The sequence below is a fragment of the Pseudomonas sp. F2 genome, from assembly GCF_057174385.1.
Genome location: NZ_CM169904.1, coordinates 2,775,895 through 2,794,399, shown reverse-complemented (window position 1 = coordinate 2,794,399; position 18,505 = coordinate 2,775,895). Strand labels below are relative to the sequence as shown.

The following is an 18,505-nucleotide window of genomic DNA, read 5'->3' as shown; positions in this document are numbered from 1 at the left end:
TTCGAGGGGACTGTCACTGTGTGGGAATTGGTCAAATCCGGCGGCTGGATGATGTTGCCGATCATTCTGAGTTCCATCGCGGCCATGGCGATTGTCGCCGAGCGCCTGTGGACCCTGCGCGCCAGCCGCGTCACCCCCGAGCATCTGCTGGGCCAGGTCTGGGTCTGGATCAAGGACAAGCAGCTCAATAAAGAAAAGCTCAAGGAATTGCGCGCCAACTCGCCGCTGGGTGAAATCCTCGCCGCGGGCCTGGCCAACTCCAAGCATGGTCGCGAGATCATGAAGGAATGCATCGAAGAAGCCGCCGCGCGGGTGATTCACGAGCTCGAACGCTACGTCAACGCGCTGGGCACCATTGCTGCCATGGCACCGTTGCTGGGCCTGCTGGGCACAGTACTGGGCATGATCGATATTTTCAGCGCTTTCACCGGTTCCGGCATGGCCACCAACGCTTCTGTGTTGGCCGGTGGTATTTCCAAGGCACTGATCACCACCGCAGCGGGCCTGATGGTCGGTATTCCATCGGTGTTCTTCCACCGTTTCCTGCAGCGCCGCATCGATGAACTGGTGGTGGGCATGGAGCAGGAAGCGATCAAACTGGTCGAAGTGGTGCAGGGCGACCGTGACGTCGATCTGGCCGGGGACAAAGCGTGAAATTCCGTCGCAAACCCCGGGAAACGATCGACATCAACCTCGCGTCGCTGATCGACGTGGTGTTCATCCTGTTGCTGTTTTTCGTCGTGACCACCACCTTCACCCGTGAGACCCAGTTGCGCGTTGATCTGCCGGAATCGGTCAGCGGCTCGCCTGCCGAAGACCAGCAGCTCAAGCAACTGGACGTCGCGATCAGCGCCGAAGGTGTGTTCTCGGTGAACAACAAGATTCTGCCGAAGAACGACCTGGCGACGCTGATGGAAGCCATGCAGAAAGAAGCCAACGGTGACACCAACATGCCGTTGTCGATCAGTGCCGACGGCAAGACCCAACACCAATCGGTGATCACCGCCATGGACGCGGCCGGCAAGCTCGGTTTCAGCCATCTGCGCATGACCACGGTCGAGGCGGCGCCCAAATCCTGATGAGCCTGTCCGATCGTTTGCTCGCCGCGTGGTATCAGGGGCACCCGGCCCTGACGCTGCTGCGGCCGCTGGAAATGCTCTACCGCCGCGTGGTGGTCAACAAGCGCCAACGCTTTCTCGACGGTGAAGGCCCGATCTATCAGCCACCGGTTCCGTTGATCGTGGTCGGCAACATCACCGTCGGCGGCACCGGCAAGACGCCGATGATCCTGTGGCTGATCGAGCATTGCCGCCGTGCCGGCCTGCGCGTCGGCGTGGTCAGTCGTGGTTACGGCGCCAAACCGCCGCAACTGCCGTGGCGGGTCACCGCCGAGCAGAGCGCCGATATCGCCGGCGATGAGCCGCTGTTGATCGTGCAGCGCACCGGCGTACCGCTGATGATCGACCCTGATCGCAGTGCCGCGGTCAAAGCCTTGCTCGCCAGTGAACCGCTGGACCTGATCCTCTCCGACGATGGCATGCAACATTACCGTCTGGCGCGGGATCTGGAGCTGGTGCTGATCGACGCCGCTCGTGGTTTGGGCAACAAGCGCTGCCTGCCGGCCGGTCCGTTGCGCGAGCCGATCGAGCGCCTGCAAAGCGTCGATGGCGTACTGTTCAACGGTGCCACGGCGGATCGTGAAGAGGGTTTCGCCTTTCACCTGCAGCCGACGTCGCTGGTCAATCTGCGCAGCGGCGAGCGCCAGCCGCTGGCGCATTTTGCGCCCGGTCAATCGGTGCACGCGGTGGCCGGGATCGGCAATCCGCAACGTTTCTTCAATACCCTCGAAGCGCTAGACTGGCGGGCAATCCCCCATGCGTTTGCCGACCACGCCGAATACAGCGTGCAGGTCTTGAATTTCACACCGTCATTGCCGTTGGTGATGACCGAGAAGGATGCGGTGAAGTGCCGTGCCTTCGCGGCTGACGACTGGTGGTATCTGGCGGTCGATGCCGTGCCGTCACCGGCCTTCGTGGCCTGGTTCGACACCCAGTTGATGCGCCTGTTGCCCGATCGTCTTTTGCCTTAACTCTTTATCCAGGGAATGTTCATGGACACCAAATTGCTCGATATCCTCGCGTGCCCGATCTGCAAAGGCCCGCTCAAGCTCAGCGCCGACAAGACCGAACTGATCAGCAAGGGCGCCGGTCTGGCCTATCCGATCCGCGACGGCATCCCGGTGATGCTCGAAAGCGAAGCGCGCACCCTGACCACTGACGAGCGTCTGGATAAATGACCACTGCTTTCACCGTTGTCATCCCGTCGCGCTACGCCTCGACCCGCCTGCCGGGCAAACCGCTGCTGGATATCGCCGGCAAGCCGATGATCCAGCATGTCTGGGAACAGGCGAGCAAAAGCAGCGCCAGCCGCGTGGTGGTTGCGACTGACGATGCGCGCATCGTCGAGGCCTGCAAGGCGTTCGGCGCGGAAGTGGTGCTGACCCGTGAAGATCACAATTCCGGCACCGATCGTCTGGCTGAAGTCGCCGCCAAACTGGGCCTTGCGCCGGACGCGATCGTGGTCAACGTGCAAGGCGATGAACCGTTGATCCCGCCAAGCGTGATCGACCAGGTCGCCGCCAACCTCGCGGCCCACACCGAAGCGCGCATGGCCACGCTGGCCGAGCCGATCGAAGACGTCGAAACCCTGTTCAACCCCAACGTGGTCAAGGTCGTCAGCGACATTAACGGTCTGGCGCTGACCTTCAGTCGCGCCACCTTGCCGTGGGCCCGCGATGCTTTCGCCAAGAGCCGCGACGTGTTGCCCGAAGGCGTGCCGTACCGTCGCCACATCGGCATTTATGCCTACCGCGCCGGCTTCCTTCAGGACTTTGTGAGCTGGGGCCCGTGCTGGCTGGAAAACACCGAATCGCTGGAGCAGCTGCGTGCTCTGTGGCATGGCGTACGGATTCATGTGGCCGATGCGTTGATCGCGCCGCCAACCGGGGTCGACACCGTTGAAGACCTCGAGCGCGTTCGTCGCCTGCTGGAGGCCTGATGCGCGTTCTGTTCGTGTGCCTGGGCAACATCTGCCGGTCGCCCACCGCTGAAGGCGTGTTGCGCCACAAACTGCGCGCAGCGGGGCTGGAAAATCAGGTCGAAGTGGCCTCCGCCGGCACCGGTGACTGGCACGTCGGCAATCCGCCGGACAAACGCAGCCAGGCCGCAGCCAAAGTGCGTGGTTATGACCTGTCAGCGCAACGTGCGCAGCAGGTCAGCCGTGCCGATTTCGCCAGTTACGACCTGATTCTGGCCATGGACCACAGCAACCTGCGCAACCTCAAGGCCCTGCAGCCGTCCACTGGCAAGGCTGAACTCGATCTGTTTTTGCGGCGTTACGCCGGTGTGGTCGATGAAGTGCCGGATCCGTACTACGACGGCGATCAGGGCTTCGAGCAGGTACTGGACCTGATCGAAGCGGCGTGTGACCAACTGTTGATCGAAGTGAAGGGCCGGTTATGAGTTTGCAGCTTCAATCACAGGTTTCGCTGAAACCGTTCAACAGTTTTGGCGTCGACGTTCGCGCGCAGTTGTTCGCCGAGGCCCACAGCGACGCCGACGTCCGCGAAGCCCTGGCCTACGCGACTGCCCATGACGTGCCGTTGCTGGTGATCGGCGGCGGCAGCAACCTGCTGCTGACTGCAGATATTCCGGCGCTGGTGCTGCGCATGGCGACCCGAGGCATTCGGCTGATCAGTGACGACGGCAACCGTGTAGTGATCGAAGCCGAAGCCGGCGAGCCGTGGCATCCGTTCGTGCAGCACACCCTGGCGCAGGGTTTTTCCGGTCTGGAAAACCTCAGCCTGATCCCCGGCACCGTGGGTGCTGCGCCGATGCAGAACATCGGCGCCTACGGGGTCGAGATCAAGGATGTGTTCGCCGGGCTGACCGCGCTGGACCGCCAGACCGGCGAACTGCGCGACTTCAGCCTGGAGGAGTGCAACTTCGCCTACCGCGACAGTCTGTTCAAGCAGCAGCCGGGACGTTGGCTGATCCTGCGGGTGCGCTTCAAGCTTGATCGTGTCGCGCATCTGCATTTGGAATACGGCCCGGTGCGCCAGCGCCTGACCGAGCAGGGCATCGAGCAACCGACGCCCAGCGACGTCAGCCGCGCAATCTGCAGTATCCGCAGCGAAAAACTGCCGGATCCGGCGGTGCTCGGCAATGCCGGCAGTTTCTTCAAGAATCCACTGGTATCGGCTGCACTGGTCGAGCAGATCAAGGCGCAACACCCGGATCTGGTGGCCTATGCACAGCCGGACGGGCAGGTGAAACTGGCGGCCGGTTGGCTGATTGAGCGCGCCGGTTGGAAAGGTTTTCGCGAGGCTGATGCCGGCGTGCATAAATTGCAGGCGCTGGTGCTGGTCAACTACGGCACCGCCACCGGCCTGCAATTGCTGGAGCTGGCGCAACGCATCCAGAAAGATATTGCCGAACGTTTCAATGTCGAACTGGAAATGGAGCCGAACCGTTATTGAGGCTACGCTTCAAGTCGGTATCCAAAGCCCTGCACTGAGCGAAAGTGCAGGGCTTTTTTGTTAACGGTGGGTTAACTTAGCCAGCTAACGATAACCGTCATTTGCTCCACCCAAGGCCCGGTGCAGACGTTCGCGTCGGCACAAGAGAGCCTATGCCAATCACATATCAGTCAGCGATGACCCTGTGGCGAGGGAGCTTGCTCCCGCTGGGGCGCGTAGCGGCCCCGCTTTCAAGAGGGGCCTGCTCCGCAGTCCAGCGGGAGCAAGCTCCCTCGCCACAGGTTCAGTGTTCGGCTTCACTGATGTGTATTGGCCCATTAGCCTGAGTCGATCTGCGTGAACCACCGCCAGTTCTGCTCGACCCCATAACCACTAATATGCGGGCGTGCCCATGATTACCCTGAAACTAAACGGTCAAGACCATTCCCTCGATGTCACGGAAGACATGCCGCTGTTGTGGGCTATTCGTGATGTCGCCGGTTACAACGGCACCAAATTTGGCTGCGGCATGGGCCTGTGTGGCGCCTGCACCATTCACATCGACGGCTTGCCGGCGCGCAGTTGCATCACGCCGATCGGCTCGGTGATCGGGCAGAACGTCAGTACCATCGATAACCTGCACGCCGATCCGGTCGGGAAAGTCGTTCAGCAAGCCTGGCTCGACAGCGCTGTGGCGCAATGTGGTTTCTGTCAGGGCGGGCAGATCATGTCTGCCACGGCGTTGCTTAAAACCAATCCGGATCCGAGCGACGAGCAGATCGAAGAAGCGATGGTCGGCAACATTTGCCGGTGCGGCACGTATAACCGGATCAAGACCGCGATCCGTCAGGCCTCGACTCACCTGAAGGAGGCCAAGGCATGAGCCGCTTGCCGAACGATTTCGCCCTGAGCAATCTCAGCCGCCGCGGTTTTCTCAAAGGCGTCGGCGCCACGGGCGCATTGGTGCTGGCCGCGAGCTGGGGCTGGCAGGAGGCATTGGCTGAAGACGCGCCGAAGAAGTTTGGCGCTGATGGCATGCCTAACGGCTGGATTGACGATCCCAAGGTTTACGTGAGCATTGCCGCAGATGGCACGGTCACTGTGGTCTGCAACCGCTCGGAAATGGGCCAGGGCGTGCGCACCAGTCTGACCATGGTGGTCGCCGATGAACTGGACGCCGATTGGGCCAAGGTCAAAGTGCAGCAAGCGCCGGGCGATGAAGTGCGGTTCGGCAACCAGGACACTGACGGTTCACGCAGCATGCGTCACTGGTATGAACCGATGCGCCGTTGCGGCGCGGCGGCCCGGACCATGCTGGAACAAGCCGCCGCTGCGCAGTGGCAGGTGCCGGTGGGCGAGTGCCGTGCGCAGTTGCACAAAGTGCTGCACACACCGTCCGGCCGCGAGCTGGGTTACGGCGAACTTGCCGCCGCAGCCGGTGCGCTGGCGGTGCCAGCCCGTGACAGCCTGCGCCTCAAGCAGCCGTCGGAGTTTCGCTACATCGGCAAGGAAGGCACCAAAGCCATTGACGGTGCCGACATCGTCAACGGACGCGCGGTGTATGGCGCCGACGTGCATTTCGACGGCATGCTCTACGCGACCATCGCCCGTCCGGCGGTGTATGGCGGCAAGGTCAAGTCGCTGGATGACAGCGCCGCGCTGAAGGTTCCGGGTGTGCTGAAGGTCATGCAGATCGAGAGCCGTCCACTGCCTTCGGAATTCCAGCCGCTGGGCGGCGTTGCGGTGATTGCCAGCAATACCTGGGCGGCGATCAAGGGCCGCGAGGCGCTGAAGATCGAATGGGACGACGGGCCCAACGCCAGTTACGACTCGATCGCTTACCGCAAAGCGCTGGAAGCGGCGTCGCGCAAACCCGGCAAAGTGGTGCGCAATACCGGTGATATCGACAAGGCACTGAGCGGCGCTGCCAGTAGCCTCGAAGCCTCCTACTATTTGCCGCATCTGGCCCAGGCACCGATGGAGCCGATGGTCGCCATCGCTCGCTACGACAAAGGTGTGTGTGAAGCGTGGGCGCCGAGCCAGGCGCCGCAGGTGACTCGCGAGCGCATCGCCGAGCGTCTGGGGCTGCCGTTCGACAATGTCACCTTCAACGTCACGCTGCTTGGTGGTGGTTTCGGCCGTAAATCCAAGCCGGATTTCGTCGTCGAAGCGGCGATCCTTGCCAAGGAGTTCCCCGGTAAAGCGGTGCGAGTGCAATGGACCCGCGAAGATGACATCCATAACTCGTATTTCCACACAGTGTCCGCCGAGTATTTGAAGGCGGCTGTCGGCAAGGACGGCATGCCGTCCGGCTGGCTACACCGTACCGTGGCGCCGAGCATTACTGCGCTGTTTGCTCCGGGCATGAACCATGAGGCGGCGTTCGAACTGGGCATGGGCTTTACCAACATGGCCTACGCGATTCCCAACGTGCGCCTGGAAAACCCCGAAGCCACGGTGCATACCCGGGTCGGCTGGTATCGCTCGGTGTCGAACATTCCTCACGGGTTTGCGATTCAGAGTTTTGTCGATGAACTGGCGCACAAGGCCGGTGTTGATCCGCTGAAGTATCAGATCAAGTTGCTCGGCCCGGATCGGCAGATCGATCCGCGCACCCTGAGCGAGGAATGGAACTACGGCGAATCCCCCGAGCGCTACCCGATCGACACCGGACGCATGCGCACGGTACTGGAAACTGCGGCCAAGGCTGCCGGTTGGGGACGTCAGTTGCCCAAGGGCCGAGGCCTCGGCCTGGCGGTGCATTACAGCTTCGTCACCTATGTGGCGGCGGTGATCGAAGTCGAGGTCAAGGACGACGGTACGCTGATCGTGCACAAGGCTGACATCGCCGTCGATTGCGGGCCGCAGATCAACCCGGAACGCATCCGCTCGCAGTTCGAAGGCGCCTGTGTGATGGGCCTGGGCAACGCGGTGCTGGGTGAAATCAGCTTCAAGGACGGCAAGGTCCAGCAGGACAACTTCCACATGTACGAAGTGGCGCGCATGTCGCTGGCGCCGAAGGCAATCGCGGTGCATTTGGTGACGCCGCTGGGCGACGTGCCGTTGGGTGGTGTCGGTGAACCCGGCGTACCACCGATTGCGCCGGCGCTGTGTAACGCCATCTTCGCTGCCACCGGCCAGCGCATCCGCAACCTGCCGGTGCGTTATCAGTTGCAGGGTTGGCAGAAGGCGCAAGCGTGATGGACAGCGCCGATCTCAACGTTCTGCGCAGCGTGCTCGAATGGCGCCGCGCCGGGCAGCGAGTGGTGCTGTTCAGCGTGGTGCAGACCTGGGGCACCGCGCCCCGGGCGCCGGGTGCGATGCTCGCGTTGCGCGAGGACGGCGTGGTGATTGGCTCGGTGTCGGGCGGTTGTGTCGAGGATGACTTGATCGCCCGTCTGCACGACGGGCGCATCGCCAGCGACGGACCACCGGTGCAACTGATTACCTATGGCGTCACCCGCGAGGAGGCTGCGCGCTTCGGCTTGCCCTGTGGCGGCACGTTGCGTCTGACCGAAGAGCGGGTCGCTGATCCGGCGTGGGTCGCCGAATTGCTCGCGCGGTGTGAAGCGCATGAAATTGTCGCCCGTGAGCTGAACATCGAAACCGGTGAAGTGGTGCTGTCAGCGGCGAGCAAAACCGATGTGCTGGCATTCGACGGCAAGACCCTGCGCGCCATTTATGGCCCGCGCTGGCGTCTGCTGTTGATCGGTGCCGGGCAGCTGTCGCGCTACGTAGCGGACATGGCCCGGCTGCTGGATTTCGAAGTGCTGATTTGCGATCCGCGTACCGAGTTCGTCTACGGTTGGGAAGAGCATCATGGGCGCTTTGTCCCGGGCATGCCGGATGACGCTGTACTAAGCATTCAGACGGACGAACGCACAGCCATTGTCGCGCTGACCCACGACCCACGTCTGGATGATATGGCGTTGCTTACGGCGCTCGATTCGCCGGCCTTCTATGTCGGTGCACTCGGTTCGCGGGTCAACAGCCAGAAGCGCCGGGACAATCTGGCTCAGCTAGGCTTGTCAGAATCAGCCATTGCGCGATTGCATGGGCCGATCGGTCTGCACATCGGCAGCCATTCACCGGCGGAGATTGCCCTGTCGTTGTTGGCGGAGATTGTGGCGATCAAGAACGGCGTCGAGTTGAAACAGAAAAACGTTAGGGACAAGCCATGAGTCAATCCATTGCAGTGATCGTATTGGCAGCGGGCGAGGGCAGTCGCTTTCGTGAAGTTGCCGGTGCCGACAAGGACAAGCTGCTGGCCGATTGCACCGGACGCGACGGTGCGGTGCGTTCGGTGATCGAGCAGGTGCTGCTGAGTCTGCCGGCCAATCTCGACAAGCGGGTGCTGGTGACCACTGAAGCACGGCCGCAGGCGATGCGCATGGCGCAGGCTTATGGCTGCGATGTGGTCTCGATTGAATCGACCGGAATGGGTGACAGCATTGCGGCAGGCGTTGCGGCTTGCCCGGACGCCGATGGCTGGCTGATCGTGCTGGGGGATATGCCGTTTATCTTGCCATCGAGTATTGAGCGGGTGGTGGCGGCGATGGCTGACGACGCTGTGAGCGTACCGGTGAAGGACGGCGAGTTTGGCCATCCGGTGGGTTTCGGGCGTTCATACGGAGCGGGGTTGCAGGCGCTGACCGGTGATCGCGGTGCCAGGCCGTTGTTCAAGCAGGGGCGGGTGGTGGAAGTGGCGGTGGATGATCCCGGGGTGGTGTGGGATATCGATGTGCCAGAAGCGTTGGTTTTTAGATAACAGCAAGATCAAAAGATCGCAGCCTTCGGCAGCTCCTGCACAGGTCTCCTGTAGGAGCTGCCGAAGGCTGCGATCTTTTGATATTCCAAATGGAATAAAAAAAGCCCCGCCAGGTTTTCACCCGGCGGGGCTTTTTATTGGCTTTCGGAATCAGACGATCGGTTTAGGCTCGTGTTCTTTTTCCTCGGCCGCTTGGTGATGCTCGACCGCGTCCTGAACGGAGCGTGGTGCTTCGGCGATCACCGATTCAACCACGGCTTCTACGGCAGCAACCTCGACCACTTCAGCAGCCGGAGCAGCAGCGGCAGCCAGTTCGGCTTCCTTCTGCAGGCGCTCGGCTTCACGCTTGCGGCGACGCACTTCACGTGGGTCGTTTGGCGCACGGCCGTTTGGCGTCAGGGCGCTGACCGGTGCGGCTTCAACCACTGGAGCAGGCTCTTCGGCCACCACAGGTGCTTCGACCGGTGCTTCAACGACTGGCGCTGGAGCAGGTGCAGCGGCTTCGACCACTGGCGCGGCAGCCTTGGCTTCTTCAACCACTGGGGCTTCAACGACTGGCGCTGGCGTTTCAGCCACGGCAGGCTCGGCAACCCAGTTGAACGCGGTCTGTTCTTCGCGAACTTCACGCACGGTTTCGGTCACGGTTTCAGCAACCGGCTCTGCGGCCACGACTGGCGCCTCAACGGCAGGTTCAGCAGCGGCTTCAACCTGAGGCAGTGTTTCTTGAACCGGTGCCACTTCGACTTCCGGAGCAGCAACCACTTCCACCGGGGTAGTGGCCTCAACAACCGGCGCTTCCACTGGAGCGGTTTCCTGAACAGCGGCGGTAGCGCGTTCGGCTTGCTCGTGAGCCTGTGCCTCGGCCGGAGCGCTGATCACGCTGCTGGCAACAGCGGCGGTGACGGCCAGGCCGGCAGCCAGATCGGCAGCGCTTGGAGCAGCGGCGTTTTCGCCGGACTCGGATTCTTCCGAACCTTCGATCACGTTGCCGTTGGCATCACGCTGACGCTCGCGACGGTTGCTGCGACGACGCTGACCACGGGAGCGACGACGTGGACGATCGCCTTCGGCGTTGTCCTGGCCGTCTTCCGGCAGTTGCTCATCGTTAGTGTTCACTTCTTCTTCAGCGACGGCGGCAGCGGCCTGCTCGGCGCGCGGTTGACGTTCTTCACGCGGCGGACGCGGTGCGCGTTCTTCGCGTGGCTGACGGGCCGGACGCTCTTCTGCGACCACGGCGGCGGTTGCAGCCGCTACGGGTGCAGCCGGAGCGGCGTCCAGAGGCTCGCGCAGTTCACGCACGCGCTCTTCACGCTCGCCACGTGGCTTGCGGTCTTCACGTGGAGCACGTGGCGCACGTTCTTCACGCGGAGCGCGTGGAGCACGTTCTTCGCGAGCGGCTGGCGCCTCCGTACGGGCTTCACGTGGCTCGCGGACTTCACGGGCTTCACGTGGCTGACGCTCTTCACGCGGCTCGCGTGGGGTGCGTTCTTCACGCGGTGCACGTTCTTCGCGCGGCTTGCGCTCTTCATCGCGGCGACCGTTACGGTTGCGGCTCTGCTGACGACCGTTGCGACGCTCTTCGTTGCGGGCCGGACGCTCGGTGGCCGGTTTTTCAACGACGACCGGTGCGGCTGGCTCTTCTTTGGTAGCGAACAGGCTGACCAGTGATTTCACCAGACCTTTGAACAGGCTTGGCTCTGGCGCGGCAACCGGAGCCGGCGCAGCGGCGGGCGCGGCGACTTCGGTCGGCACTGGCGCGTTGGCGCGGGCCGGAGCAGTCTTGACCGCGGCTTCCTGGCGAACCAGGGTGCGGGTCGCAGCGGCTGGCTGGACTTCTTCGACTTCGGCAGCGGCGGCAGCGATTTCGTAGCTGGACTGGTTGGTCGCGGCTTCCGGGCTGTCGTCACGCAGACGCTGAACTTCGAAGTGCGGGGTTTCGAGGTGGTCGTTCGGCAGAATGACGATACGGGCACGGGTGCGCAGTTCGATCTTGGTGATCGAGTTGCGTTTTTCGTTTAGCAGGAACGCGGCAACCGGGATCGGCACCTGAGCGCGCACTTCGGCAGTGCGGTCTTTCAGGGCTTCTTCTTCGATCAGGCGCAGGATTGCCAGCGACAGCGATTCGACGTCACGGATGATGCCGGTGCCGTTGCAGCGCGGGCAGACGATGCCGCTGCTTTCGCCCAGGGATGGACGCAGGCGCTGACGGGACATTTCCAGCAGGCCGAAGCGCGAAATGCGGCCGATCTGCACGCGAGCGCGGTCGGCTTCCAGGCATTCGCGGACTTTCTCTTCCACGGCGCGCTGGTTCTTGGCCGGGGTCATGTCGATGAAGTCGATGACGATCAGGCCGCCGATGTCGCGCAGGCGCAACTGACGGGCGATTTCTTCGGCGGCTTCAAGGTTGGTCTGCAGGGCGGTTTCTTCGATGTCGCTGCCTTTGGTGGCGCGCGCCGAGTTGATGTCGATGGACACCAGGGCTTCGGTCGGATCGATAACGATGGAACCGCCGGAAGGCAGTTCGACGACGCGCTGGAAAGCGGTCTCGATCTGGCTTTCGATCTGGAAACGGTTGAACAGCGGCACGCTGTCCTCGTACAGCTTGATCTTGCTGGCGTACTGCGGCATCACCTGGCGGATGAAGGTCAGGGCTTCGTCCTGGGCTTCAACGCTGTCGATCAGCACTTCGCCGATGTCCTGGCGCAGGTAATCGCGGATGGCGCGGATGATCACGTTGCTTTCCTGGTAGATCAGGAATGGCGCGGAGCGATCCAGCGAGGCTTCTTTGATGGCGGTCCACAGTTGCAGCAGGTAATCGAGGTCCCACTGCATTTCTTCGCTGCTGCGGCCCAGGCCGGCAGTGCGCACGATCAGGCCCATGTCGGCCGGTGCAACCAGACCGTTCAGCGCTTCACGCAGTTCGTTGCGTTCTTCGCCTTCGATGCGACGGGAGATACCGCCGGCACGCGGGTTGTTCGGCATCAGCACGAGGTAACGACCGGCCAGGCTGATGAAGGTGGTCAGGGCAGCGCCCTTGTTGCCACGTTCTTCTTTTTCGACCTGAACGATGACTTCCTGGCCTTCGCTCAGGACGTCCTTGATGTTGACGCGGCCTTCGGGGGCTTTCTTGAAGTATTCGCGGGAGATTTCTTTGAGGGGCAGGAAGCCGTGGCGCTCGGAGCCGAAATCGACAAAGGCAGCCTCAAGGCTTGGTTCGATGCGAGTGATACGGCCTTTGTAGATGTTGGCCTTCTTCTGCTCGCGTGCACCGGATTCGATGTCCAGGTCGTAGAGGCGTTGGCCATCTACCAGTGCAACACGCAACTCTTCGGGTTGAGTTGCGTTAATCAGCATTCTTTTCATGTAGTACCGTCGGTTTCCGGGCTGCCGGAAACGGCGTTCGGCACACACGACTTCTCACGGTCGGTGTCAGGTGCGTCGGGAGTGGTTGGCCATTCCCGTGTCCAGCGATGTCAGGCCAATTGGGCCGATATCGCGACGTACGCGTCCTGCTTGCTGTGGCTACTTAAGCACTCAGTCAGGAGGAGGAATCAACCAGCGGCTGTGGACGAGATGAAGCGTCTTGATAAAGCCTATTGCTACACAGTCCGGCGGTTGTGCATCTCCACCCTACACGTATCCCTGATAATTCGGGTGCTGCCGCGCGCAGAATCCGCAGCGGGTTGGCATTTACCGTGAGCTCCGAAAGGGGAGGTCACGCATCATGGCTAATTCAGGCGATGTTTCCGAAGCCTTCGCTCGGGGTCATCTGCAGCTGACTGCACTTTGTGAACTGGCCTCGAATATGTGCCTGTCAGGCGAGTGAAAACTCTGCTCGACGGTGTAATTCAGGCCTCATGTCACCTGCGCTTGTTACAACTGCAAACTCCACCGTTACGTAGCGAAAGCCCCGTAGGACGGCCTCGCGTCCTGGTGAATTGCGTTGGTCAGGGCCGGTTTTTGACCGTGGTTCCGCTGTCCAGGCCGCTTTTGGCGGCGTTCGCGACTATAGCAGCAATGATTAAGTGCTTCAATTCCATAAAAATTGTTATCATCCGCGGCATGACAACTACTGCCCCTTCGACTCCAGGCGTTCAACTGCTTGAAGTCTCGCCGGAGTATGCCGGCCAACGAATCGACAATTTCCTCCTTGCCCGGCTCAAAGGCGTGCCCAAGACCTTGATTTACCGCATTTTGCGTAAAGGCGAAGTGCGTGTGAACAAGGGGCGGATCAAGCCCGAATACAAGCTGCAGGCCGGCGATATCGTGCGCGTGCCGCCGGTTCGCGTGCCTGAGCGCGACGAGCCGGTGCCATTGGCTCAAGGCCTGTTGCAGCGTCTGGAAGCCTCGATTGTCTACGAAGACAAAGCCCTGATCGTGATCAACAAGCCCGCCGGCATTGCGGTTCACGGCGGCAGCGGCTTGAATTACGGGGTGATCGAAGCCTTTCGTCAGTTGCGTCCCGATGCCAAGGAGCTGGAGCTGGTTCACCGTCTCGACCGTGACACTTCCGGCCTGCTGATGATCGCCAAGAAGCGCAGCATGTTGCGTCACTTGCACGCGGCATTGCGCGGTGACGGTGTCGACAAGCGTTACATGGCCCTGGTTCGCGGCAACTGGGCGACCTCGATCAAGCAAGTCCGTGCGGCGCTGGGCAAGAGCAACCTGCGCTCCGGCGAACGGATGGTCGAGGTCGACGAGGAGGAGGGCAAGGAGTCGGTGACCGTGTTCAAGGTCCTGCGCCGGTTTGGCGACTTTGCCACCCTGATCGAAGCCAAGCCGATCACCGGGCGCACCCACCAGATCCGCGTCCACACCTTGCACGCCGGGCATTGCATTGCCGGCGACACCAAGTACGGCGATGACGGTTTCAGCAAGGAAATCCGTGATCTGGGCGGCAAGCGCCTGTTCCTGCACGCCTACATGCTGACCGTGCCGCTGCCCGATGGCGGTGAACTCAAGCTGCAAGCCCCAGTCGATGAAATGTGGGCCAAGACCGTGGAGCGATTGAGTGCGCCCATCTGATTACAAGCTGCTGATTTTTGATTGGGACGGCACCCTCGCCGATTCCATTGGTCGGATTGTCGAGGCGATGCATTCGGCGTCCACGCGTTCCGGTTTCGAGTTGCGCGATGATTTTGCCGTCAAGGGCATCATCGGTCTGGGCTTGCCCGAGGCAATCCGTACCTTGTACCCGGACATCAGCGATGCCGAAATGACCCTGTTTCGCGAGTATTACGCCGATCATTACATCGCGGCAGAAGCCGTGCCTTCGCCGCTGTTCGAGGGTGTGGTCGAGTCGATGGCGTCGTTTCGCGAGCAGGGCTATCACCTGGCGGTCGCGACCGGCAAGAATCGTCGCGGACTGGACCGGGTGCTCAAGGCCAATGGCTGGGAAGATTATTTCGATATCACCCGCGCCGCCGACGAGACCGCGAGCAAGCCGCATCCGTTGATGCTTGAGCAGATTCTCGCGCATTGCGGCGTGCGGCCCGAGCAGGCGCTGATGGTCGGGGATTCGTCCTTCGATCTGCTGATGGCGCGCAATGCGGGCATGGCGTCGGTGGCTGTCAGCTATGGCGCGCAGTCGATCGAGTCGCTGCAGCAGTTCGAGCCGCGCCTGTCGATCGACCGTTTTAGTGAATTGCACGCCTGGCTGGGGCAGCAGGCTTAATACGTTTTTGCTGGGGTACAGCGCATGACCGACGAATGGAAAGCACCGGCCAAGGCAAGTGCCGACGACGGTGACGAGAAAAGCTGGAAGCTGCTGGAAAAGACTTTGCTGGCCAGTGTGCAGGAGCAGCGTCGCTCGCGGCGTTGGGGGATTTTCTTCAAGCTGCTGACATTTGTTTACCTGTTTGTTGCGCTGATCCTGTTCACGCCGCTGATGGACATGGAGAAGAGCGCCACCCGTGGCCCGAACTACACTGCGCTGATCGACGTCACCGGCATGATTGCCGACAAGGAGCCTGCCAGTGCCGACAACATCGTCGGCAGTCTGCGGGCAGCCTTTGAGGACAAGAAGGTCAAAGGCGTGATCCTGCGGATCAACAGCCCTGGCGGCAGTCCGGTGCAATCGGGTTATGTGTATGACGAGATCAAGCGTCTGCGCGGCCTGCATCCGGATACCAAGGTGTATGCGGTGATTTCCGATCTCGGTGCGTCCGGTGCCTATTACATCGCCAGTGCGGCGGATCAGATCTATGCCGACAAGGCCAGTCTGGTCGGTTCCATTGGTGTGACGGCGGCGGGTTACGGTTTTGTCGGCACCATGGACAAGCTGGGCGTCGAGCGTCGCACCTATACGTCGGGCGAGCACAAGTCGTTTCTGGATCCGTTCCAGCCGCAGAAGCCTGATGAGACTGCTTTCTGGCAGACCGTGCTCGACACCACGCACAAGCAGTTCATCAATAGCGTCAAGCAGGGGCGTGGCGATCGCCTGAAGGATAAAGAGCATCCGGAGCTGTTCTCCGGGCTGGTCTGGTCTGGCGAGCAGGCGCTGCCGCTGGGTCTGATCGATGGTTTGGGTAATGCCAGTTCGGTGGCGCGGGATGTGATTGGCGAGAAAGAGCTGGTGGATTTCACCGTGCAGGAGTCGCCGTTCGACCGCTTCTCGAAAAAGCTTGGTGCCAGTGTGGCTGAGCAGTTGGCGATGTGGATGGGGTTCCACGGGCCTTCATTGCGCTGATTCGTTGTAAAGATCAAAAGATCGGAGCCTGCGGCAGCTCCTACAGAGATCAATGTAGGGGCTGCCGCAGGCTGCGATCTTTTGCTTTAAGGGATTTGCACGCCTTCGGCCAGCAACATGTCGATCAGGCGAATCAGTGGCAGGCCGATCAGGCTGGTGGCGTCAGGCCCCTCGGTGGACTGAAACAGGCTCACCCCCAACCCTTCGGCTTTGAAACTGCCGGCGCAGTCGTAGGGCTGCTCAAGGCGCAGGTAGCGCTCGATGCGTCCTTCGTCGAGCTGGCGCATGTGTACGGTAAATGGCACGCAGTCGACCTGGCAGTGACCCGTCTGGCTGTTGAGCAGGGCCAGGCCGGTGAGGAAGGTTACGCTGGCGCCGCTGGCCGCCAGCAGTTGCTCGCGAGCCTTGTCGAAGGTGTGCGGCTTGCCGATGATCCGTTCGTCGAGCACTGCGACCTGGTCTGAGCCGATAATCAGATGAGTGGGGTGGCTGGCGGCCAGTGCCCGGGCTTTCTGTTCGGCGAGGCGCTTGACCAGTTCGATGGCGGATTCGCCCGGCTGGTGGCTTTCGTCGATATCCGGCGAGCTGCAGACGAACGGCAGGTGCAGACGGGCGAGCAATTCACGGCGATAAGTCGAGCTCGAAGCAAGTAATAAAGGCAGCATGGGCGTCTCCTGAGGCAGACGCGAATTCTAGCGGAGGCACGCAAGTGACGGACAGGGCACAATTTCCTTTGACATGGGTGGGGGCATCCCTATAATGCTGCGCCTATGTTGAATGACCCGATTCCACCTCACGTTGACCCGCGCAAATTGGCTGACCGTGGCACCACCCTTCAAGGTGAACTGCTGCTGGCCGATTTGAAGAGACTCTGCGACCCGCTTTCCGACGATGTCGGTACGGTGCAGGCCAAATTCGTTTTTGAGCGAGATGAACGTAAATCTGTGGTGATCCACAGTTTTATCGACACCGAAGTCAAAATGGTTTGCCAGCGTTGTCTTGAGCTGGTCACCCTGCCGATCCACAGCGAATGCAGTTACGCTGTTGTGAAGGAGGGTGCGAATACCCAGTCGTTACCGAAAGGTTATGACGTGCTGGAACTGGGCGAAGATCCATTGGATCTGCAGTCACTGATCGAGGAGGAGCTTCTGCTCGCCTTGCCCATTGTGCCTGCTCATCATCCGGAAGAATGCCAGCAGCCGGCGGGAGCAGATGAGCCCGAACCGAGCGAGGACGAGGTAACGCGGTCCAACCCGTTCAGTGTATTGGCGCAGTTAAAGCGTGACCCAAACGTTTAGGAGTTAATCAATTATGGCTGTTCAGCAGAACAAAAAATCCCGCTCTGCCCGTGACATGCGCCGTTCGCACGACGCTCTCGAGGCTAGCACCCTGTCTGTAGAAAAAACCACTGGTGAAGTTCACCTGCGTCACCACGTATCGCCAGAAGGCGTATACCGTGGCCGTAAAGTGATCGACAAGGGCGCTGACGAGTAATCACTTGTCCGCTCAAGTCATCGCGATTGACGCAATGGGCGGGGACTTCGGTCCCCGCAGCATTGTTCAGGCCAGCCTTGCTTGCCTTTCTGCTACGCCCTCGCTGCACCTGACCCTCGTCGGTCAACCCTCCCTTCTTGAAGAACTGATCAACGGCCAATCGGCTGCCGATCGCGCGCGCCTGACGATTGTCCCGGCGTCTGAAGTCATCACCATGGACGAAAAGCCGACCCAGGCCTTGCGTGGCAAGCCGGATTCGTCGATGCGTGTCGCCCTGGAGCTGGTGCGTGACGGCAAGGCCCAGGCCTGTGTCAGCGCCGGCAATACCGGGGCGTTGATGGCGCTGTCGCGTTTCGTGCTCAAGACCTTGCCGGGGATTGACCGGCCGGCGATGGTGGCGGCGATTCCGACGCAGAAGGGCTATTGCCAGTTGCTCGATCTGGGCGCCAACGTCGATTGCAGCGCCGAGCATCTGTTGCAGTTCGCGGTGATGGGCTCGGTGGCGGCGCAGACGCTGGGCATCGCCCGGCCGCGTGTCGCGTTGCTGAATATTGGCACCGAAGACATCAAGGGCAATCAGCAGGTCAAATTGGCGGCGACCCTGCTGCAGGCGGCGCGCGGCATCAACTATATCGGCTTTGTCGAGGGCGATGGTTTGTATCGCGGCGAGGCGGATGTGGTGGTCTGTGACGGTTTTGTCGGCAATATCCTGCTCAAGTCCAGCGAAGGCCTGGCGACGATGATCGCTGCACGCATCGAGGCCTTGTTCAGGAAAAACTTCGCTTCCCGCGTAGTAGGTGCTCTGGCCCTGCCATTGATGAAACGTCTGCAAGCGGATCTCGCGCCTGCGCGACATAACGGCGCAAGCTTCCTCGGCTTGCAGGGTATCGTGGTGAAAAGTCACGGTTCGGCCGGGGTTCAGGGCTTTCAGAGTGCGATTCAGCGCGCGCTGATCGAGATTCAGGAGAACCTCCCCGAACGCCTCCACGGTCGTCTGGAGGATTTGTTGTCTTAGGCGTTTTCGTCGGACAATGCTTAA

The 18,505-nt window shown here is 61.3% G+C and carries 19 protein-coding genes; 17 read left to right on the top strand and 2 right to left on the bottom strand.

Annotation, left to right across the window (positions count from 1 at the left end):
- Nucleotides 1-18 precede the first annotated feature (18 nt).
- The 11 genes from AC193Q_RS12405 (at nt 19) to AC193Q_RS12355 (ending at nt 9,284) form a co-directional block, all read left to right on the top strand.
- A complete protein-coding gene (locus tag AC193Q_RS12405; protein WP_047295693.1) occupies nt 19-654 on the top strand; it encodes a MotA/TolQ/ExbB proton channel family protein in 636 nt (211 codons plus the stop codon).
- The gene (locus AC193Q_RS12400; protein WP_027612340.1) at nt 651-1,079 is read left to right on the top strand and encodes an ExbD/TolR family protein; all 429 of its coding nucleotides are present in this window, start codon (nt 651-653) and stop codon (nt 1,077-1,079) included. The genes AC193Q_RS12405 and AC193Q_RS12400 overlap by 4 nt, the downstream gene beginning before the upstream one ends.
- Entirely contained in the window at nt 1,079-2,089 is a 1,011-nt protein-coding gene (gene lpxK, locus AC193Q_RS12395; protein ID WP_047295691.1) for a tetraacyldisaccharide 4'-kinase, read from the top strand. Before AC193Q_RS12400 ends, lpxK begins: the two co-directional genes overlap by 1 nt.
- A 21-nt stretch (nt 2,090-2,110) precedes the next feature.
- Nucleotides 2,111-2,296, top strand: a complete 186-nt coding sequence (locus AC193Q_RS12390; protein ID WP_003174668.1) for a Trm112 family protein — start codon at nt 2,111-2,113, stop codon at nt 2,294-2,296.
- The gene (gene kdsB / locus AC193Q_RS12385) at nt 2,293-3,057 is read left to right on the top strand and encodes a 3-deoxy-manno-octulosonate cytidylyltransferase (protein WP_047295688.1); all 765 of its coding nucleotides are present in this window, start codon (nt 2,293-2,295) and stop codon (nt 3,055-3,057) included. Before AC193Q_RS12390 ends, kdsB begins: the two co-directional genes overlap by 4 nt.
- On the top strand, nt 3,057-3,521 hold the full coding sequence (locus AC193Q_RS12380) for a low molecular weight protein-tyrosine-phosphatase (protein ID WP_047295686.1): 465 nt from the start codon (nt 3,057-3,059) through the stop codon (nt 3,519-3,521). The genes kdsB and AC193Q_RS12380 overlap by 1 nt, the downstream gene beginning before the upstream one ends.
- Nucleotides 3,518-4,537 (top strand): UDP-N-acetylmuramate dehydrogenase, encoded by a 1,020-nt coding sequence (murB, locus tag AC193Q_RS12375; RefSeq protein ID WP_476286530.1) that lies wholly within the window; start codon nt 3,518-3,520, stop codon nt 4,535-4,537. Before AC193Q_RS12380 ends, murB begins: the two co-directional genes overlap by 4 nt.
- A 391-nt stretch (nt 4,538-4,928) precedes the next feature.
- Nucleotides 4,929-5,399, top strand: a complete 471-nt coding sequence (locus AC193Q_RS12370; protein WP_047295682.1) for a (2Fe-2S)-binding protein — start codon at nt 4,929-4,931, stop codon at nt 5,397-5,399.
- Nucleotides 5,396-7,717, top strand: a complete 2,322-nt coding sequence (locus tag AC193Q_RS12365; protein WP_483879575.1) for a xanthine dehydrogenase family protein molybdopterin-binding subunit — start codon at nt 5,396-5,398, stop codon at nt 7,715-7,717. Before AC193Q_RS12370 ends, AC193Q_RS12365 begins: the two co-directional genes overlap by 4 nt.
- Nucleotides 7,717-8,697: an XdhC family protein gene (locus tag AC193Q_RS12360; protein WP_483879574.1), complete on the top strand. Its 981-nt coding sequence runs from the start codon at nt 7,717-7,719 to the stop codon at nt 8,695-8,697. Before AC193Q_RS12365 ends, AC193Q_RS12360 begins: the two co-directional genes overlap by 1 nt.
- On the top strand, nt 8,694-9,284 hold the full coding sequence (locus AC193Q_RS12355) for a nucleotidyltransferase family protein (protein ID WP_483879573.1): 591 nt from the start codon (nt 8,694-8,696) through the stop codon (nt 9,282-9,284). The genes AC193Q_RS12360 and AC193Q_RS12355 overlap by 4 nt, the downstream gene beginning before the upstream one ends.
- A 150-nt stretch (nt 9,285-9,434) precedes the next feature.
- Here AC193Q_RS12355 and rne read toward each other — a convergent pair whose 3' ends face one another.
- Nucleotides 9,435-12,647 (bottom strand): ribonuclease E, encoded by a 3,213-nt coding sequence (gene rne, locus AC193Q_RS12350; RefSeq protein ID WP_483879572.1) that lies wholly within the window; start codon nt 12,645-12,647, stop codon nt 9,435-9,437.
- A gap of 699 nt (nt 12,648-13,346) precedes the next feature.
- Between rne and rluC the strand changes: the two genes are divergently transcribed.
- The 3 genes from rluC to sppA are packed head-to-tail and all read left to right on the top strand — an operon-like array spanning nt 13,347 to nt 15,972.
- Nucleotides 13,347-14,309: a 23S rRNA pseudouridine(955/2504/2580) synthase RluC gene (gene rluC, locus AC193Q_RS12345; RefSeq protein WP_007950779.1), complete on the top strand. Its 963-nt coding sequence runs from the start codon at nt 13,347-13,349 to the stop codon at nt 14,307-14,309.
- Entirely contained in the window at nt 14,296-14,958 is a 663-nt protein-coding gene (locus AC193Q_RS12340; protein ID WP_086794189.1) for an HAD-IA family hydrolase, read from the top strand. The genes rluC and AC193Q_RS12340 overlap by 14 nt, the downstream gene beginning before the upstream one ends.
- 24 nt (nt 14,959-14,982) lie before the next feature.
- The gene (gene sppA / locus AC193Q_RS12335; protein WP_027612352.1) at nt 14,983-15,972 is read left to right on the top strand and encodes a signal peptide peptidase SppA; all 990 of its coding nucleotides are present in this window, start codon (nt 14,983-14,985) and stop codon (nt 15,970-15,972) included.
- Nucleotides 15,973-16,058: 86 nt separating this feature from the next.
- Here sppA and AC193Q_RS12330 read toward each other — a convergent pair whose 3' ends face one another.
- Nucleotides 16,059-16,637: a Maf family protein gene (locus AC193Q_RS12330; RefSeq protein ID WP_047295667.1), complete on the bottom strand. Its 579-nt coding sequence runs from the start codon at nt 16,635-16,637 to the stop codon at nt 16,059-16,061.
- 105 nt (nt 16,638-16,742) lie between these two features.
- On the opposite strand from AC193Q_RS12330, the gene AC193Q_RS12325 reads away from it, so the two are divergent.
- From AC193Q_RS12325 to plsX, 3 genes are read left to right on the top strand one after another with little or no spacing between them, the layout of a single operon-like run.
- Nucleotides 16,743-17,270 carry a YceD family protein gene (locus AC193Q_RS12325; protein WP_003204262.1) on the top strand — a complete coding sequence of 176 codons (528 nt, stop codon included), beginning with the start codon at nt 16,743-16,745 and terminating at the stop codon, nt 17,268-17,270.
- A 13-nt stretch (nt 17,271-17,283) separates the two neighbouring features.
- Entirely contained in the window at nt 17,284-17,466 is a 183-nt protein-coding gene (gene rpmF, locus AC193Q_RS12320; protein WP_003179396.1) for a 50S ribosomal protein L32, read from the top strand.
- A gap of 4 nt (nt 17,467-17,470) precedes the next feature.
- Complete coding sequence (plsX, locus tag AC193Q_RS12315; RefSeq protein ID WP_080963300.1) at nt 17,471-18,481, top strand: phosphate acyltransferase PlsX; 1,011 nt, start codon at nt 17,471-17,473, stop codon at nt 18,479-18,481.
- Nucleotides 18,482-18,505: the final 24 nt, after the last annotated feature.

Bases quoted from the DNA above. Each gene is read 5' to 3' on its own strand.
- AC193Q_RS12370 (WP_047295682.1), top strand. From the start codon at position 4,929: ATGATTACCCTGAAACTAAACGGTCAAGACCATTCCCTCGATGTCACG.
- AC193Q_RS12390 (WP_003174668.1), top strand. From the start codon at position 2,111: ATGGACACCAAATTGCTCGATATCCTCGCGTGCCCGATCTGCAAAGGC.
- rne (WP_483879572.1), bottom strand. From the start codon at position 12,647: ATGAAAAGAATGCTGATTAACGCAACTCAACCCGAAGAGTTGCGTGTT.
- AC193Q_RS12330 (WP_047295667.1), bottom strand. From the start codon at position 16,637: ATGCTGCCTTTATTACTTGCTTCGAGCTCGACTTATCGCCGTGAATTG.
- lpxK (WP_047295691.1), top strand. From the start codon at position 1,079: ATGAGCCTGTCCGATCGTTTGCTCGCCGCGTGGTATCAGGGGCACCCG.
- AC193Q_RS12380 (WP_047295686.1), top strand. From the start codon at position 3,057: ATGCGCGTTCTGTTCGTGTGCCTGGGCAACATCTGCCGGTCGCCCACC.
- rluC (WP_007950779.1), top strand. From the start codon at position 13,347: ATGACAACTACTGCCCCTTCGACTCCAGGCGTTCAACTGCTTGAAGTC.
- sppA (WP_027612352.1), top strand. From the start codon at position 14,983: ATGACCGACGAATGGAAAGCACCGGCCAAGGCAAGTGCCGACGACGGT.
- murB (WP_476286530.1), top strand. From the start codon at position 3,518: ATGAGTTTGCAGCTTCAATCACAGGTTTCGCTGAAACCGTTCAACAGT.
- AC193Q_RS12360 (WP_483879574.1), top strand. From the start codon at position 7,717: ATGGACAGCGCCGATCTCAACGTTCTGCGCAGCGTGCTCGAATGGCGC.
- AC193Q_RS12365 (WP_483879575.1), top strand. From the start codon at position 5,396: ATGAGCCGCTTGCCGAACGATTTCGCCCTGAGCAATCTCAGCCGCCGC.
- kdsB (WP_047295688.1), top strand. From the start codon at position 2,293: ATGACCACTGCTTTCACCGTTGTCATCCCGTCGCGCTACGCCTCGACC.
- AC193Q_RS12325 (WP_003204262.1), top strand. From the start codon at position 16,743: ATGTTGAATGACCCGATTCCACCTCACGTTGACCCGCGCAAATTGGCT.
- rpmF (WP_003179396.1), top strand. From the start codon at position 17,284: ATGGCTGTTCAGCAGAACAAAAAATCCCGCTCTGCCCGTGACATGCGC.
- AC193Q_RS12355 (WP_483879573.1), top strand. From the start codon at position 8,694: ATGAGTCAATCCATTGCAGTGATCGTATTGGCAGCGGGCGAGGGCAGT.